At 66.7% G+C, this 16,643-nt stretch carries 13 protein-coding genes and 4 pseudogenes; 8 read left to right on the forward strand and 9 right to left on the reverse strand.

What is annotated here, in order from left to right; all coding sequences use genetic code 11:
• Positions 1-1,042: 1,042 nt before the first annotated feature.
• A pseudogene (locus AB0C99_RS38220) lies at positions 1,043-1,507 on the forward strand (IS5 family transposase); the annotation flags it as partial.
• Between the two features lie 150 nt (positions 1,508-1,657).
• Here the strand turns inward: AB0C99_RS38220 and AB0C99_RS38225 are convergent.
• From AB0C99_RS38225 to AB0C99_RS38235, 3 genes and pseudogenes are all read right to left on the reverse strand, one after another.
• On the reverse strand, positions 1,658-1,915 hold the full coding sequence (locus AB0C99_RS38225) for a hypothetical protein (protein ID WP_362484906.1): 258 nt from the start codon (positions 1,913-1,915) through the stop codon (positions 1,658-1,660).
• Positions 1,915-2,217, reverse strand: coding sequence for a hypothetical protein (locus AB0C99_RS38230; RefSeq protein ID WP_362484907.1), 303 nt, complete (start codon positions 2,215-2,217; stop codon positions 1,915-1,917). The genes AB0C99_RS38225 and AB0C99_RS38230 overlap by 1 nt, the downstream gene beginning before the upstream one ends.
• Positions 2,218-2,893: 676 nt before the next feature.
• Positions 2,894-3,180: pseudogene (locus tag AB0C99_RS38235) on the reverse strand (recombinase family protein); the annotation flags it as partial.
• 150 nt (positions 3,181-3,330) lie between these two features.
• Between AB0C99_RS38235 and AB0C99_RS38240 the strand changes: the two are divergent.
• The 3 genes from AB0C99_RS38240 to AB0C99_RS38250 all read left to right on the forward strand — a co-directional run bounded on the left by AB0C99_RS38240 (position 3,331) and on the right by AB0C99_RS38250 (position 5,365).
• Positions 3,331-3,951, forward strand: coding sequence for an RNA polymerase sigma factor (locus tag AB0C99_RS38240; protein WP_362484909.1), 621 nt, complete (start codon positions 3,331-3,333; stop codon positions 3,949-3,951).
• Positions 3,948-5,081, forward strand: coding sequence for a CU044_5270 family protein (locus tag AB0C99_RS38245; RefSeq protein WP_362484911.1), 1,134 nt, complete (start codon positions 3,948-3,950; stop codon positions 5,079-5,081). The genes AB0C99_RS38240 and AB0C99_RS38245 overlap by 4 nt, the downstream gene beginning before the upstream one ends.
• Positions 5,082-5,230: 149 nt before the next feature.
• On the forward strand, positions 5,231-5,365 hold the full coding sequence (locus tag AB0C99_RS38250; RefSeq protein ID WP_362484912.1) for a hypothetical protein: 135 nt from the start codon (positions 5,231-5,233) through the stop codon (positions 5,363-5,365).
• 64 nt (positions 5,366-5,429) lie between these two features.
• Here AB0C99_RS38250 and AB0C99_RS38255 read toward each other — a convergent pair whose 3' ends face one another.
• The 3 genes from AB0C99_RS38255 to AB0C99_RS38265 all read right to left on the reverse strand — a co-directional run bounded on the left by AB0C99_RS38255 (position 5,430) and on the right by AB0C99_RS38265 (position 7,217).
• Positions 5,430-6,512, reverse strand: coding sequence for an RICIN domain-containing protein (locus AB0C99_RS38255; RefSeq protein WP_362484913.1), 1,083 nt, complete (start codon positions 6,510-6,512; stop codon positions 5,430-5,432).
• Between the two features lie 246 nt (positions 6,513-6,758).
• Positions 6,759-6,995 carry a hypothetical protein gene (locus AB0C99_RS38260; protein WP_362484915.1) on the reverse strand — a complete coding sequence of 79 codons (237 nt, stop codon included), beginning with the start codon at positions 6,993-6,995 and terminating at the stop codon, positions 6,759-6,761.
• 33 nt (positions 6,996-7,028) lie between these two features.
• Complete coding sequence (locus AB0C99_RS38265; protein ID WP_362484917.1) at positions 7,029-7,217, reverse strand: hypothetical protein; 189 nt, start codon at positions 7,215-7,217, stop codon at positions 7,029-7,031.
• Between the two features lie 269 nt (positions 7,218-7,486).
• Here AB0C99_RS38265 and AB0C99_RS38270 point away from each other — a divergent pair, with 269 nt between their 5' ends.
• Positions 7,487-7,882, forward strand: a complete 396-nt coding sequence (locus AB0C99_RS38270; protein ID WP_362484918.1) for a contact-dependent growth inhibition system immunity protein — start codon at positions 7,487-7,489, stop codon at positions 7,880-7,882.
• Between the two features lie 42 nt (positions 7,883-7,924).
• Here the strand turns inward: AB0C99_RS38270 and AB0C99_RS38275 are convergent.
• Positions 7,925-8,814: pseudogene (locus tag AB0C99_RS38275) on the reverse strand (IS5 family transposase).
• A 10-nt stretch (positions 8,815-8,824) separates the two neighbouring features.
• Between AB0C99_RS38275 and AB0C99_RS38280 the strand changes: the two are divergent.
• A pseudogene (locus tag AB0C99_RS38280) lies at positions 8,825-9,555 on the forward strand (IS5 family transposase); the annotation flags it as partial.
• Positions 9,556-9,629: 74 nt separating this feature from the next.
• Here the strand turns inward: AB0C99_RS38280 and AB0C99_RS38285 are convergent.
• Positions 9,630-9,971, reverse strand: a complete 342-nt coding sequence (locus tag AB0C99_RS38285) for a hypothetical protein (RefSeq protein ID WP_362484920.1) — start codon at positions 9,969-9,971, stop codon at positions 9,630-9,632.
• A gap of 561 nt (positions 9,972-10,532) precedes the next feature.
• Positions 10,533-13,931: an ALF repeat-containing protein gene (locus AB0C99_RS38290; RefSeq protein ID WP_362484922.1), complete on the reverse strand. Its 3,399-nt coding sequence runs from the start codon at positions 13,929-13,931 to the stop codon at positions 10,533-10,535.
• A gap of 586 nt (positions 13,932-14,517) precedes the next feature.
• Here AB0C99_RS38290 and AB0C99_RS38295 point away from each other — a divergent pair.
• Positions 14,518-14,922 (forward strand): hypothetical protein, encoded by a 405-nt coding sequence (locus tag AB0C99_RS38295; RefSeq protein ID WP_362484924.1) that lies wholly within the window; start codon positions 14,518-14,520, stop codon positions 14,920-14,922.
• Positions 14,923-15,138: 216 nt separating this feature from the next.
• A partial coding sequence (locus tag AB0C99_RS38300; RefSeq protein ID WP_362484926.1) for a S1 family peptidase occupies positions 15,139-16,643 on the forward strand: 1,505 nt, incomplete at its 3' end.

The following is a 16,643-nucleotide window of genomic DNA, read 5'->3' on the forward strand; positions in this document are numbered from 1 at the left end:
CTCGGCCGGGCGCAGGCCGGGCGGCAGATCGCGTGGATCCCGGAGCCCGACCCGGCCGCCCTCGCCGGGCTCTGGCCGCAGCTGTTCGGCGCGGGTCACTCCAAGAGGGCTGCGCCGCTGCGCGGCGCCAGGCGGAGTGAGCCCGGGAGGGCAGTCACCTTCGGTGACTGCGGGGCGGGGCGGCCGACCGGGGGCGCGGCCCGTGGGGTGGGGCCGGGCGGTGGGTCATGCCCGCCTTCGGCGTGCATTTTGTCTGGTCAGACACCCTGCGGCGGGGTTGTGGCCGTGGTCCTGGTGGTGAGGCGCCTCTGGCCCCTGCGGGGCCGGCGGCTCCCCATCAAGCCCTGAACCTGATCACAGTATGCACCCGAACCCCGGACACGTCCAGCCCCTACGCCCAGAAGAGGACACCACCCTCCGTACATCATGAGGAGCGTACCCAGATGACAGGTGGTCTATGCCAATCTTGAAAAAAGCGCAGCAAGGGGGTGGGGGGTTGGCCGCACCCGAACACCTCAGACCGTATACGGAAATGCCCAAAACGCATGGGTGAAAAGGGACCTGACGAGACGACGGAAAGAGCCCACAAACCCGCATACACAACCCGCAAAAGACCCCGGAAAAACCGGAACTGACCAACCAGCAAAACACCTATGCAGAATCCGAATTCAGGGCAGATACGGAAACCGAATACAGCACCCATCAGAACCGACAACACCGTCGCAGCGCCGGACGGGGGACCATCCCCGCAGGCCCGGGGAGCAGTGGTGACCTGGGCGTTTCCCTCTGACCTGCAGGGGGCCATCCCCGCGGGCGCGGGGAACAGACTCGCTGACCAGCAGTTCTACCCCACCCACACCCCCACACAGACCACTTTCACCGAAACCGACAAACCAGACACACCCGAGACCCGCACGCGCGCGACAGGCGGCGGGCTGACCCGCCGCCGCGACCGGCGTCCCTGCCCGCCGAGCTGGTGCGGTAGCCCCGGCCAGCCCTAGGCGGTGTCTTCAAATGATCACCATTGGTGGATCATGGTGGCGTGATACGTCGTCATGAACTGTCTGATGCCGAGTGGCGGTTCGTCCGGCCGTTGCTGCCCGAGTCGTTGCGGGGGCGGAAGCGGCTGGACGATCGCCGGGTGCTGAACGGGATCGTGTGGAAGTTCCGGACCGGGACGGCCTGGCGGGACGTGCCCGAGCGCTACGGGCCCTGGGCCACGCTGCACACGCGTTTTCACAGGTGGACGGCGGACGGCACGTTCGACCGGATGCTGCGGGTCGCCCAGGCGAAAGCAGACGCGGCAGGCGACATCGACTGGCTGGTGTCGGTCGACTCGACCGTCGTCCGCGCCCACCAGCATGCGGCCGGGGCCCGAAAAAGGGGCTCCGCGACCCGGCCCTCGGCCGGTCCAGAGGCGGTCTGACCAGCAAGATCCACCTGGCCTGCGATGGCCGGGGCAGGCCGCTCGCGTTCGTTGTCACGGGCGGCAACTGACGACAGAACCTAGCGCGGTAGCCTCGTACCAGGTGCAGGTGCAGGTGACGGTGGTACGGGCAGGCATCGACGGTCTCTTCAGGCCCGGTCAACAACGGCCCCGAAACCCGCATGCGCGCCGGCCTCCGGTACTCGGATGCCCAACCGGGTGGGAGCCGCGCTAGACGGTGATGAGCTTGACCGCGGTGACGGTGAGGACGTCGGGGGTGCTGACGTAGTAGACGACGATCGCGTCCGCCCCGGTGAGGGTCACCTCGCGGTAGTCCCGTTCGCCGGGCTTGGCCTCGACCGACCCGTGCCCGTAGGGGTTGGCGCCGATCGTGGACTTCATCGCCTTGTCCAGGACGCCGCGGCGCTGCGCGGGCAGCCGCCGGCGGGCGGCGTCGGCCTGCGCGGCGTAGGCGATCCGGTAGCCCATCAGCCAGCCTGCCCGTCGTCGTCGAGGACGGTGACGCCGGAGTAGTCGCCGGCGCGGAGCCGTTCGACCTGGTCGTCCATCTCCTCGACGGCGCCCGGGACAGTACGCAGAGCCCACATCGCCAGGCGGAGCGGGAGGTCGGGGCCCGGGGTGGAGGTGATCTCGGTGTCGAACGCGGCCCGCTGGTCCTCGGCGAGGGCGCCGCGGACGTCCGTGATCGTGGACGGCAGCTCAACGTCCTGGCCCAGTACGGTCGTCGTCCACCGCTCCGGTGTCACCTCGTCCACCACACTGCCCTCCACGGCTCCCTTGGGCCGCCCGGCCCCCGGCCGCCCACCGTACGGCTCCCGTATCCGGCGGCGGTACGGGCCCGGACCGGATTCACCCCCACGGACGACGAACGGACCCAGCCACCCAGCCCTCCCCGGCCCCACCATCGGCGCGGGCCTGATCGATCAGGGCCGGCGCACCGTCCGCGACAGCCTCTGGCTCAGGGAACGCGCGACGGCCGAACTCGCGCATCGCGGTGTCCTGCCGCTCCACCGGCTTCGGGATACCGGGGTTCGCCCATGACGCCGGGGCCGCATCCTGGCGAGTGGCGAATCCGCGAGGGCACGACGCATGTCACGCCGGGCGGATCAGTCCTTGTCGGGTTCGCCGAGGGTCCAGCCGCTGATCACGGAGATCGGGCCGCGCCAGGTCGGCAGGGTGTGGGTGGTGCGGCCGGAGCGGTAGGTCACATCCCGCAGGTGGAGGAAACGCTGGTCGGTCTCGCAGGGCCGCCGGCGTTTCTCGGCGGCCCCGTCCAGGTGCCCTACCGCGTGGCGCACGACCCGGCGCAGGGTGTCGTCGTAATCGCCGAGCCGGCGCAGGTGCAGACGTTCCCAGGTGCCGGTGGAGGCCACGGTGCAGGTCACCAGCGCGCCGCCCAGAGCCAGAGTCACCACGATGTCCTCGGCCTCGATGTCTTCGTGTTGAGACCGCGTCCCAGAGCGGTATGAGCCGGGTGACGTCATGCCGGTTGCCGCCGGTGAGCGTGACGGCCAGCGGGGTGCCGTGGCGGTCGGCTGCGGGCGCCACCAGGGTGTCACCGCGCTGTGGAAGACGTGGCATGCCTTGAGCGCGGGGCGCAGGTCGTCCTTGCCGGACTTCTTGTCGGCGAGAATGCGCCGGCAACCGGTGGCGGCGAGGGCGTCGATCCGGCGGTCGAGCTTCTGTCCGCCGGTGGAGACCCGGGCGTGGGCGATGAGGATCTCGGTCCGCATCGTGGGCTCGGTGGTCAGGAGTTCGAAAGGGTCGGGTTCACATGGCACGCTCACGCCCGGAATTCTTCTTGGTGCCGTTCTGGGAACCCTTCTGTGTGTGCGGAGAGAGAAGGTGAGACGGCCCGGTGCGGGCGTGAGTGAGGAGATGGGATGCGGGAGCGGATACGCGCGGGCGATCGCGAGGCGTTCGGCGAACTCTATGAGCAGTATGCGAAGGCGGTGTACAACCATGCCTTCCGGCTGACCGGCGACTGGTCGGTGGCCGAGGACGTGATGTCGGCGACGTTCCTGGACGCCTGGCGGACGAGGGAGAAGGTCGGAGAGGAGGGGGGATCGCTGCGGCCGTGGCTGCTGGGGATCGCGACGAACAAGGCGCACAACGCCAGACGCGGTGTCCGTCGGCGTTTCGCCTTCCTGGCCCGGGTGCCCGCCCCGGAGCCGGTGGCGGACTTCGCGGACGAGTCGGCCGGGCGGATCGACGACGCCCGTCGCCTGGACGCGGTTCACCGGGCGGTGCGGGGCCTGCGCCGTCAGGAGAGGGAGGTGCTGACGCTGTGCGTGTGGTCGGGGTTGGACTACCAGCAGGCCGCTGACGCGCTGGGGGTACCGGTGGGCACTGTGCGCTCACGCCTGTCGCGCGCGCGGGTCAGGCTGCGGGACCTGACCGAGCGGCAACTGGCCGAAGAAGAGCGGGAACCGCGCCCGGGGCGCGGAGAGGTAGAGAGCGAGGCCGCGTTCGCGGTCCTGTCCGTCCAGGAGGGAACCCGATGAACGCCACCCCGTACCGGCCCGCACAGGCCGAGCGCGAGGAGACGGCCCGGCTGCTGCCGGCCCCGGCCGAACGGGACCTGCCGCCGGGCCGCCACCTCCACCACAAGGAACTCCTCATGCGACAGATCGACCAGGACACCACCCACACCTCCCACCAGCCAGGCGGACTGCGCCGGCGCTTGGTCGACGCGGCCGCCCCCGGCCGTCCTCGGCGCCGGCTGGTCCTCGGGGCGTCGCTGGCCGCGGGGGCGGTGGCTGCGGTCATCGCGGTGGCCGCCGTCGGTTCCCATGCCCCGACCACGGTCCCTCAGGCGGGCAGTGCTCCGGGCGGCTCGGTCAGCGAGCGCGGGCCCGGCGGCGCGTCACCCCAGGCCGTCCAGCTGCTGACCCGCATCGCCGCCGTCGCCGCCAGCACCTCTGCCCCGCAGGTCCGTGACGACCAGTACATCTACATCGCCAGCCAGGTCTACGGCGCGAGCAAGAAGATCGGCGCCGACGGCGACGGCGCCAAGGCCCAGTACAACGACGACGGCACCGGGACCACCCACCCCCGCCAGGCATGGTTCTCCGTCAACGGCAGCCGCGACGGTCTCCTCACCGGGCCCCTCGAACCGGGCATCCGGCCCGGTGAGGGAGGCGTCAGCCTCGGCAAGAACACCAATCCCTCCCTCCAGCTGCCCACCTACACGTACCTGGCCTCCCTGCCCACCGACCCCGACGCCCTGCTGACAGCCGTCTACGCCCAGAACACCGGCGTGGACAAAAATCTCAACCCCGACCAGGAGGCGTTCCAGACGATCGGCGACGCGCTGCGCGAGTCCCTGATGCCCCCGCAGATCGGGGCGGCACTCTACAAGGCCGCGGCCAAGATTCCCGGGGTGAAGGTCGTGGACGACGCCGTGGACGCGTCCGGCCGGCACGGCGTGGCCGTCAGCCAGGACCACGGCAACCAGCGCACCGAATGGATCTTCGACAAGGACAAGCTCACCTACCTCGGCGAGCGGACCGTCCTCATCAACGACGACAGCGCCAGTGGCAAGGCCGGACGCATCCTCGTCAGCACCGCCGTGACCGAACGCGCCGTCGTCGACAAGGCCGGCCAGAAGCCCTCTCCTGATACGACCACCTGACCTTCGACACCGGGACCGGTTGGACCACCACGGTCAGGCCCCCTATCGGGGCGGTCGCCGTCGAGGTCCGCGCGACAGCGCGGGCGCCGCCGTCGCCGGGGAGGACGACGTCGCCGGCGCGGAGCGTCGCAGCAACCCGGCGGCCGGTGGTGAGGACGACTCCAAAGTCCGCACCGGCCACCTGCCCCCGCACCATGGCCGGCCTGCGCAACCTCGCCATCGGCATCTTCCGCCAGAACGGCCACACCAGCATCGCCGCTGCCCGCCTGCAGAAGAGCCCATAGGGCCCCTCCTACGGAGTCTTCTCCGCTCCGCAGAGGACTCCATAGGAGGGGTCAACCGATCCCGCTACACGCACTTGCGGATGGTCACCCGGCCGCCGTTCTTGTTCATCTCGCTGGAGTGCGGCGCGAGACAGAGCCCCGTCCACTGGTTGGCGAACGTGTAGGTACCGCTGATCTTGGTCGGGTTGACCGACCAGAGCTGGTTGCCCGAGTCCCAGCGGGTCTCGCAGCCCCACCACAGGAGCTGGGTGTTCTGGCCGGGCGGGGTGCCGTTGTTGTAGGGGACCGTGAGGCAGTAGCCGTTGTTGTTGCGGATGGTGTAATAGCCGTTGCTCGCCTTGACGGCGTTCCATTTCTGCGCGGCCCCGCCGTCGCAGGTACGCTGCACCACGAGCCCGCCGTTGGGGACGGTGGGGCCGATGGCCAGGCACTTGCCGCTCAGCAGGTTCTTGTAGGGACCCTTGCCGCCGGCCGACCACATGTCGTAGGTCTTGGTGGTCGGCGGGTCCTGCCCGCAGATCTCCCTCAGCTCCGTGTCGGTCATCTTGCGGCTCTGATACAACCAGGCGAACGACCGGCTGGTGTCCGGCACCCGGACGACCGCGTTCTTGACGAGCTCGTTCCTGTTGCCGTCGTAGCGGGCATCGATGTCGACGACCGCCTCGATCAGCGGCTCCTTGACCTCGATCCAGCCGACGCTGCCCAGCGGGACCGTGGCGGTGTGCGTGTGGGTGTCGCTGGTGCTCCAGGTCCAGCTCCAACCGAGCTTGGGCCCGACGGATGCCTCCCAGTCACCGAACTTCTTCTTCCCGCCGATGTCGAGGCCGAAGGAGAAGCTGGTGGAGGAGCTCTTGGTCCCGGCGACGCTCACGCTGCCGCTACTGGTGCAGCCGTAGGCGATGGGGCTCTTCCCACTGCCGAGCTTGTCGGGCATGGTGGCCTCGCCCCATACTTGCTTGCTGCTTTTGAAGGTGAGGTAGCACTCGGGGTCCCAGTAGATGAGGTCCCCGGCCTGCTTGGGCCTCGGGTCGGCGCAGTCCTCGGCTACCTGCGCGGGCGACTTGGCCGCCGCGAACGCCGTCGGGGTCAGCGGGAAGTAGCTCATTATCAAGGCGAGCAACACGATCGTCTTCATCACGTTCTTCACGAGGCGTGAGCTTAAGGATCATGAATGGCCGCTGAGGGAACGCCGTATGTATCCCAGGGGCATCAGTCGCCGCAGCGCGGTCCGGGTGACCACCTCCCGGGCACCGGGGGTGGCCCGGCCGGGGTTGCCCGTAGCGTCTGGATTCTGGCAAGGGACAACGAGACGCGCCGTCTTACAGGACGGGGGCGGTACTGGTGGAGGGCGGCCCGGTGCACGTAACGGGCACCCCGCACCCGCACCGCCCAGTCAGTCAGCCGCCCTGCGGGGCTCGGTGCGGGCGGCGTCGCCGCCGGTGCCGAGCGCACGACGACCGCGTGGCACCGAGGCCGGCGGCGGACCGAGTACTCCCCGGGCGCGCAGGTCGGCCGGGTCCGGCATGTCGATGTGCGGCAGGCCGTGGAGCAGGTCGGCCTCCCGCGCGCGGATCGGCTGGACGGCGGGGCCCGTACCGAGGGCGCGGCGGGCGTGCGAGGGTGGGGTCACAGAGGGGAGCGTACGGGCCGCGGGGCCGTCGGGTTACTGCCCGCACTCGCAGTCGGGCGGGCACACCGCGCCGGTGGTGCCGTATGGGGTGTCGGCGCGCTCCGCGTTGACACGGGTCCGGGGCTCCTCGGTGAGGCCGCTGACGAAGCCGTAGTAGAGCTTGGGGTAGCACTCTTCGATGCCGGACTCCACGTGCTCCTCGCGTACGTGCGCGCCGACCACCGCCAGGACGTCGTCCAGCGGCGTTGTGGCCCAGTGGATCGGGGAGGGCCAGAGCCCGCTCGAACCGCCACACCTCGAAACCCAGAACGGCGGGGAACTGCACCGAGCCTAAGACGCCATCTCAATTGGCTCGGTAGGCTGTGGGCTGTGGCGGGGATCGTTGAGCGGCTGGTGCCGGATGAGCTGTGGGAGTTGTTCCAGCGGGTGGTGCCGGCGGCCCCTTCACGGCCTCAGACCGCGTTTGAGATCTGCCATGGGACGATCGGTCGGTGACTCGACTCGTGAACCGTGACCGCTCCCTTGAGGAGCTTGAACGCGACTGCTGGCCAGCCCCGTCGGGCGGCGAAACGCGCTTGATGGCGACCGCACGCGAGCTTCGACGCAAACCGATCAGCGACCTGACGGTCGAGGACCTGCGGCTGCTGATCAAGCAAGACATCGGTCTTGCCTATCTCCTGCCGCTGGCGGTGGAGGTCCTCCGGGCCGACCCGCTGGCGGAAGGCGACATGTACGAGGGCGATCTGCTGGCCGCCGTGCTCGCCAGAAGTCCAGCCGTCTGGAAAGAGCTGCCGGGACTCGGCCGGGAGCTCCGCCTGATCGTCTCGGAGTTGGCCGACGTGCCGCCGAACCTGGAACGCGATGTCGAGGGGTTCTTGGCTCTGTAGCTCACCGACAGTACTGCTGCAGGCGAAGGGCAGACAGCCTGTCTACGAGGAGTGACGCACGAGCGGTCGTGGGCCGGGGCGCGTCGCAGCACGGCCCCGGGTGAGCCGGCGGATCATGACGCCGATCATGACCCAGCGGATCATGGTCTCGGAGTGGGCCGGGCTGGTCTCGTGGTCCCGCGCGAGGCGTCGGTGCGCAGTGAGCCACGAGAAGGTGCGCTCTACCGCCCACCGCTTGGGCTGGACCTGGAAGCCGCGCTGGCCAGGGTCCTTGCGGACGATCTCCAGGTCGCGGCCGAGGATCTGGAGGCCCACTCGACCAAGCGGCCGGCGAAGCCCTGGTCGGCCCAGACCTTCTTGACGCCGGGGTGGTCGAGCCTGGTCCACAGCAAGGGCCGCTTCGCGCCGTCGCGGTCCTGGATGCTCGCCGCAACGACGGGGACGGCCAGAAGCAGGCCGAGAGTGTCGGTGACGATGAACCGTTTGCGGCCCTTGACCTTCTTGCCCGCGTCAAAGCCCCTGGTCGCGGCAGGAACGGTGTCGGCGGTGCGGACGGACTGCGAGTCGATCAGCCCGGCACTGGGCTCCGCGTCACGGCCGTCGGCTTCACGGACCCTGCCGCGCAGGGCGTCGTGGATACGCTCGACGCTGCCGTCGCCGTGCCACCACGTGAAGTACCAGTACACCGTCGGCCAGGGCGGGAAGTCCTTCGGCAGTTGCCGCCAGGCGCAGCCGGTCCGCACCACGTAGAAGATCGCGTCCACGATCCGCCGCCGCGGATGCTTCTCCCGCCGACCACCCTTTGGGCCCACCCGCGCTGGCGGCAGCAACGACTCTACCAACGCCCACTGCTCGTCCGTCAGGTCCGACGGAAACCCACCCCCACCACTCACATCAGACTCAACGACCACTCCAGCGGTGGGACACGGCAGATCTCAAACACGCTCTCAGAGTGGTGGCCGGCGTCGACACGGCGACCGGGAGGTGCTGGCGGCGATCGTGTTCGTGGCGACCTCCGGGTGCACGTGGCAGCAGCTGCCCGCCGCGTCGTTCGGACCGTCCGGGGCCACGGCCCACCGCCGGTTCTCCGAGTGGTCGAAGGCCCGCGTGTGGGCCAAGCTGCACCGCCTGGTCCTGGACGAGCTCGGCTCCCGGCGCGAGCTGGACTGGTCGCGCTGCGCAATCGACTCAGCGAACATGCGGGCGATGAAAAGGGGGACCTGACGGGTCCGAATCCTGTCGACCGGGGCAAGTACGGGTCGAAGATCCACCTGATCACCGAGCGGACCGGTCTGCCCATCTCCGTCGGAATCCCGGCGGCGAACCTCCACGACAGCCAGGCCCTGATCCCGCTGGTGAAGGGCATACCCCCGATCCGATCACGCCGCGGCCGCCGCAGAGGCAAGCCCGGCAAGCTCCACGCGGACAAGGGCTACGACTACCGCCACCTGCGGCAATGACTCTCCAGCCGAGGCATCCGCCACCGCATCGCCCGCAAAGGCATCGAGTCCTCGCAGCGGCTCGGAAGACACCGGTGGACCATCGAACGCACCATGGCCTGGCTCGCCGGCTGCCGACGACTCCACCGACGCTACGAACGCAAAGCCGACCACTTCCTCGCCTTCACCAGCATCGCCTGCACCCTCATCTGCTACCGCAAACTCGCCAAATGAGATGGCTTCTTAAACGTCCCCCGTTCACCCTGCTGGCCTGCGCAGTCCAGCAGGGTGCCTCAACGGGATGCCAACTAAACTACCGGCGGAAGGATTTCATCAGCACCCTCAGCCGTCGCCCCGTCTGCACTAAAAGGGAAAACGTCTCCCTGCTCCGTGACAATCCATCCCATGATTTCCTCGGTGAGCGGATTCCCGCTCTGGAAATCCCGCCAGTAAGCCTTGTGACCGCGGCTAGGAATCACGCTTACGATCTTATGAGCCCGCTCCAGTCGAGAAAAATCGCCGTAATCGGTGACTGGCCTCATTCGACCTTGCTCGACGTCTACAACTAGCGCCACACGACTAACCAGATCCCAGCCTTCCACGTCTCGCTGACTGGCGATCTCGTCCTCCGTGCCAGCGAACAGGGCCACCCATCCGGTCCCATTAAAAAAGATCATATCTCTCCAACTTCCACTAGATCACAGAATTCCCGACGGGTCGCAAACCCCAGATACCGCCCGGCCGTTACAACACACCTGAGCCGGAAAACAGCCAGTCGACTAGCAAATATTCCCCTTCATAACATTCCCCACAGAATCCATTAATCTATCTCAAAACTTACATGCGGGTCACATACTCCAGAGCTTTCAGTAGAAGGTACCATCGACCTGTCGCAACCTCAAATATCGCACAGCGAAAAGTCCAGGAAATGCATGAGATCTTCCAGGAGCACCGGAATCAACCCAATAAAATCAACACTACCTACATCAAGAAGACTACGCAGTTAAAGTCTCCGCACCGGATGACCGCCGACAACAGGAGATCGACCCCTGTCGCAATTCATCTTCAGGTTCGTCGCGACATATTTCGGATATCCTTCGCCCTGCTGTCGCGTCAGAAATCAATCTCTATTATTCATGTTCGTCACGGCAAGAGTACAGCAGTGGCGCGCCCGCAAGCTGGGGCCTGGGGCGCGCCACACCGATCACCCCCTAGATCGGGTGAGCGGTACGCAGAGTCCCGTCTGGAAATAGAACCACGAGGATAGCCGTAGCGTCACGCCGGTTCCCGAATTTATCCTCTCCCGTTCGCCCCACCTTCTTATGGAATTCCAATTCATACACGGTCCCGTCCCTTTCATTTCCGTTCTCATCCTTAGTATTCTTGGAAGCCCTCCCTTTGTCTACGGTCTTCTGGATGGCAGCCTTAAGCCTTTCGTCTCCCTTGACAAACTTCCCTTCAAAAACTCCAGCCCTCGGATCCTTCATCTGTCCCTCGCCGCCAACTCGATGCCTGCTATTAACATGCGCGATTCCATCCCAGTCGTCCCTTGCCCATTTGACGACGGGCCGGAGCACCTTCGACCCTTGAGCCAGGTCATTAACCTTGTCCCCAAGTTTCTCTAGCTTCTTTATCCGTCCTACAGGGGTGAACGTTGCGGCAAACGCTCCGCAGGAGAAGGTGGTCGGGTTCTCGGCGCACTCCTCCAGCTCGGTAATGGAGAAGGCGAAGTCAACTACAATTCCACTGGCATTTTGAGTGACTTCTCGGTCCAGGTAGGCGCCGTCTTCACTGAGAAGGCATGACCCCAGTGCTCCAGGAACCCCAATCACAGAGGCGCATCCGCGTCCCGTCTTATTCTTTTCCTGCTGATTTTTGAATTCCTCTTCAGCCTTCTTCTTTGCCGCAGCTTCCTCGGCCCGATATTTTTCCTTTGTTTCGATCCAGGCTTTGGACGCCTCGGCTTCGGCTTCCTTCGCGTCCTGTCCCGCGGCGTGAGCATCGCGGCGAGCTTCATCAGCAGCTTCGTTGGCTTCACGAGCCGATTGGCGGGCCCAATTGGCGGAGAACTCTGCGCTGGCCGCCGATGCTTCCGCTGCGTCCGCGTCACGGTTAGCTGCCTTGGCCGCTTCGCGGGCGGTGGTTGCCGACTTCGCCGCCTGCGCAGCAGAGGCTTCCGCCGCCTTTGCCGACTGAGCAGCGTTCTTGGCGTATCCGTCGGCTTGTTGAGCTGAGTTGGCTGCCTGTTGCTTGGCCTGTTCTGCCGCAGCGGATGCCTGACCTGCGATCGCTGCCGCTCGGGTGGCCTCCCAAGCGTATTTCTGGGCAAGTGCCGCGGTCTGCGAGGCTTCCTGAAGCAGCCGCTCGATCTGGGCCGTGTGGGTATCGGCGAGTTGGTCCTTGCGGACGGACATGTGCTGGCCGGCCTGGATGAAATTGTGAAGCATGTCCGGTGTGCCGGCCAAGGCAATCCGGGCTGCTGACTCGACCTCAGCACCACCGGTGCCGAGCAGCTGGTGGGCGGTGACACGCTCGTCGGTGTAGCGCTTGAGGTACTGGCCGGAATAGAGGAACGACGCGAGGTCCTTGGGGTCGTTGCTCTTAAGGGCGGCGTGTGCCGCTTCCTTCACTCCATGGCTTGAGGTGCTGGCGACCTGATGGACCTGCACGCGGTACTCGGCTGCGGCAGCATGATGCTGTCCCGTGTTATAGAACTCGGCAAGTTCCTCATCGGTGCCTTTCAGCGCTGCGTCAGCAGCAACGCGGATGGCTTCTATTGAGCTGTGGTCCGCAAGGCCCTCGACCCGGGTCCGGGTGTCCTGAAGAGCTGCCCTGTTCCAGCCGCTTTTGAGGTAGTCGACGACGTCTGAGTCGTCACCGCCGAGGGCACGCTCAGCCTCTTCTTTGGCGGAGGCGCCGCGGATGGTGCTCTTCAGTACCTTCATCGCCAGGCTGCGGCCTCGGGGAACGAACACCGCAGTGTCTTGTCCTGGCTGGGTGACCTGTTTGGCCAGGTCGTCCGCTTCCTGGTCGAGATCCTGGTTGTCTTTTACGAGGTGCCCGAGGCTGACGGTGAACCGGTCGTCGGCCTCTTTGAGGTCGGTCGCTCGTGCTATCGCGGCTGCGGTGCGACCGGCCAGGTCTTCCTTCTCCGTTTCACGGGCCAGGAGACGCACACTCTTCGCTGTCTCGACTGCCTTGGCCGCTGCCGCGGCAGCCGTTCTGGCCTCGGCAGCCTGCTTCTCCGATTCGGCCGCTGCGTTGGCGGATTCACCGGCGTGCTCGGCTGCGTCGTCGGCTGCGTCGGCTGCCTTTCGGGCATGGCTTGCAGCAGACCTGGCCGCATCTCTGGCTTCAAACGCGGCGGCCGCGGACTTCCTGGCCAGAGCTGAGGCCGTGTTGGCCGCCCGGTCGGCTTCCTTCGCGTGGCGGCGTGCGGCCTGGGCAGCGTTGCGCGCTTCACTGGAAAGGGCTCCAGCCTCATCTGCGAAGTCATTCGCCTGCTCGGCGGCATCGGCTGCCGCGTTCGCATTGCCAGCAGCGCTTTTTGCTGAATCAGCGGCAATTGACGCAGCCTTTGACGCTTCGCCCGCGAATCCGGCGGCCTCGGCTGCCTTGTCTGCGTCCTCGGCCGCTGCGCGGGCCTCGGCGGCCAGCTTTTTGGCCTCTGCGGTCTTACCGGCGTCCGTGGCCACCTCAGCTGCGACGGAGCGGGCGCGGGAGGCAGCGTCGGCCGCAGATGCGGCGGCGGTCGCGGCCTGGGCTGCGACGTTGGCTGCGACCCTGGCAGCGCTATTGGCAGCATTCGCCGAGCTGATCGCCTGACGGGCTGCCTGCGCTGCACCCTTTGCCGCATCAGCGGCACGGCCTGCAGCATTTGCAGCGCGCACGGAGTCGTCGCGGGCCGCCTCGGTCTCCTTCGCTGCGATCTGCGCCGCCAGCATTGCCTGCTGTGATGCGGCGACCGCGCGGTCCGATGCGTCCTTAGCCGCCTCTGTTGCCGCCTTGGTCTGGTTGCTGGCCTGGATCGCCTGTTCGGCGAGCTGAGCAACGGTCGCCCGTTCCTGGTCTCGGTTTCGAGCCACGAACTGGCCGGTTTCCAAGAACTCCCGGACGTCGTGCGGTGTGCCCTTGAGCGCGAGCTTGCCCGCCTGTTTAACCGCTGGACCGCCCAGACTCATGATCTGCAGGACCTGGACACGGTCGTCCGTTTCCTGCGCTTCGTACTGGACTTCGTCGAGGAACTTCTGGACCGCTTCCGGTCCCGCCTCCAATGCGGCTTTGCCCGCGTCCTTCACGCCGTTGCCGGCTGTGCTCATGACCTGGTGAACTTGAACTCTCTGGTCCTGCTCCAGAGGTTCCTGCCATCCAGTCAGCAGGAAGCTGCGGACCGCTTGGGCGTCACCTGTAGCCAGTGCCTTCTTCGCGGCGGCCCGGACACCGCTGCCGCCGATGCTGAAGACTCTCAGCGCCTCGATACGTGTGTCGTGGTGCTCGGCCAGGTCCTTCTCGATGGTGAGGAAGTTCTTTACGTCCTCGTCTGAGCCAGTGAGGGCGGCCTCTGCAGCGGCCTTCACACCAGGCCCGCCACGCGTCCAGATCTGTACCACCAGACCGCGGTCCGAGAGCGGTGGCGGGCCATCCGAGCCAGTGTCACCGGCTCTTGCTACCGGGGCCCCGAGCAGTCCCAGCAGGAGAGCAGATGGCAATGCCGCCGCCATCACGCGGTATCGGCGTGGTCGTTGACGGCGTCCGCTTGTCACCTTTCCGGCAGCGGTTCTCGCGGCGTCGCGAAAAAAACTTCTAGTCAGCGTCAAGTCAGTCTCTCATTGGGAGTTGATGGATTCCAGGGAAGTTCGCTGAAGGCGCGAAATGCCCACTGAACTCGGGACTTAAGTCCCGTCTTAGGTGGGACCTTGGCCCTTTCGCAAAGCGAGCAGGGCACATCTAAGCCCGTCATGACTAGGCGTCATGCTCTCAGGCTGATCTTTGCTGGTACTTTAACTTAGCTTTGCCCCATGGATCTCCCCAGCCGGAGACACTCACCCAACCCAAAGGAACGCTGTGGCACTGCCTGACCGGAAGACCCTAACCGTCACCTCCGTCGTATCTAGCCTTCTAGTAGGCGGAGTTCTACTCATGCCGCCTGCACACGCCGAGGGACCAGCTACCCCCGCACCGCGGGATAACGATGAGATGTCGCTCGCAATCGAGTCATTCGAGTACCCCAACGCAAAGGAGATTCTTCAAGAGCGAAGGATCACACTTAAGCGAGGAGACGGTCACATCACCCTGAAGGCAGGGGACGGACGTGATGGCTACTCAGGATGCATGGAAGGGACCGACATCTGGATCGAGTCCCGTGTGGACAGGAACGGCTTCTGCTTTGTCGCCACAAGTAATTCAGGCTATCTGGAGCTGGAAATCCCAGACGCTTACGCAATTTGGACGGAGGATCACTCCGTGCGCGCCAAGCTCACGGCGGAAGGTGAGACGACCGTCGTGGATGCTCCTAAGAGCGACATCACCCAGATTGGGGAAAGCAGCATCCCCGGCGGCGGCAAGCGCTCTGTACTGGTCGAACTCCGCGTGACTGGCTGACAGCCTCGGCCAAGTCGCTAACCCTGAACAAGCCCCATGTCACATCCCCCTCACCGTCGTGACAGGCACAGACTCAAGCGTCTGTTTCGGCAGGTACCCGTCTCGTGATCACGCGCCGGGCCTGGACAGGTGCGCAGTCCATTCCATCCTGACCTGTTCCTCTCAGGAGCCATTCCGATGAAGATCTCTCGTACCCACACATTCCTTGCCTGTACGTTGGCGGCGACAATCTCGCTGCCGGCCCTCGCCGCAGGTCCGGCTCAAGCCCTCGATGGGCCCGCCGCAGCTGCCTCATACGGCTTCACCACGAAGCTCGCCATCGGCGACACACACCGGTCGTGCACCGCCACCCTCATCAACGCCCAGTGGCTGCTCACCGCAGCCAGTTGCTTCGCGCCGGACCCGTCGGCCGGCTTCACAGTCGCTGCCGGTGCGCCGAAGTGGAAAACCACCGCGACGATCGGCCGTACCAGACTCGATGCCGGCGGCGGCCAGGTCCGCAGCGTCGTCGAGCTCATTCCGCGGGCCGACCGTGACCTCGTCCTCGCCAAACTCGACACACCGGTGCGAGGGATCCACCCCCTGCGTGCTGCCGGGGCAGCGCCTGTGGAGGGTGAGGCATTCACGGGTGCCGGGTACGGGCGGACCAAGGACACCTGGGTGCCGAACGAGCTGCACACGGGTTCGTTCACCGCCGGCGCGGTCACTCCCACCGGCCTCGCCATCGACGGCAGCCCGCTCTGCAAGGGTGACACCGGTGCCCCCGTCGTACGGGAGCGCAACGGTCTGTTCGAGCTCGCGGGTGTGGTGACGGCCTCGTGGCAGGGCGGCTGTCTCGGCACCCCCGACACCGAGACCCGCACCGGCGCCGCCGCGACCCGGGTCGACGACCTGGCCGCGTGGATCAAGCAGTCGACGGCCTCGACGCTGACGCCGTGGCGGGTGCAGATGGTCACCACTGCGGACAAGAACCTGTACCACGCGGCCCGCGACAGCAACTGGGACTGGTCGGTCTTCGGTGACGTCCAGAAGGCCGCCGGGACCATCGGCGACATCCAGCTCGCCGCCGACGCCGCCATCTCCGGCACCAACCACGTCCTCGCCCTCGGCGGCGACGGCATCGTCTACCAGGCGACCCGCAATCCCAGCGGTACCTGGGTCAAGTTCAAGCCGCTGACCAGCGAGCTCGGTTCCCTCGCCGGTATCCGGAAGATTTCCGCCACCTCCACCGGCAGGGGCCTCGCCCTCGTCGCCGTCACCGACGGGCGTGTTTACCACGCTGCCAGGGACTCGGCCGGCAAGTGGAGCAGGTGGGGTGACGTCACCTCCGCCGTCGGCACGATGCCCGGCAAGCCCACCGAGATCACCACGACCCACGTCGGCGACACCACCCACGTCGGCCTGGTCGTGGACGGCGGGCAGGCCCTGCACACCGTCCGCAACGCCAACGGCACCTGGGGCAAGTGGGGCGACATCACCAAGCTCGCCGGAGCCCCCGCCGAGGTCAGCGGCATGGCCTTCGCCGGCACCGGCAACGACATCCAGGCCGTCCTGACCGAACCCGGCGGCGGCATCAAGCACGTCGCCCGCCTCGGGAAGAACGGCACCTGGACCAAGTTCGGCGATCTCGCCCCCGTGCTGGGCACCGGCGAGATCCGCAGCGTCAGCGCCGCGTCCGCCGACGACGAGTTCCACACCACGGTCATCAGCGGCGGCACCAT

The sequence above is a fragment of the Streptomyces sp. NPDC048659 genome (genome assembly GCF_040650575.1).
GTDB lineage: Bacteria > Actinomycetota > Actinomycetes > Streptomycetales > Streptomycetaceae > Streptomyces.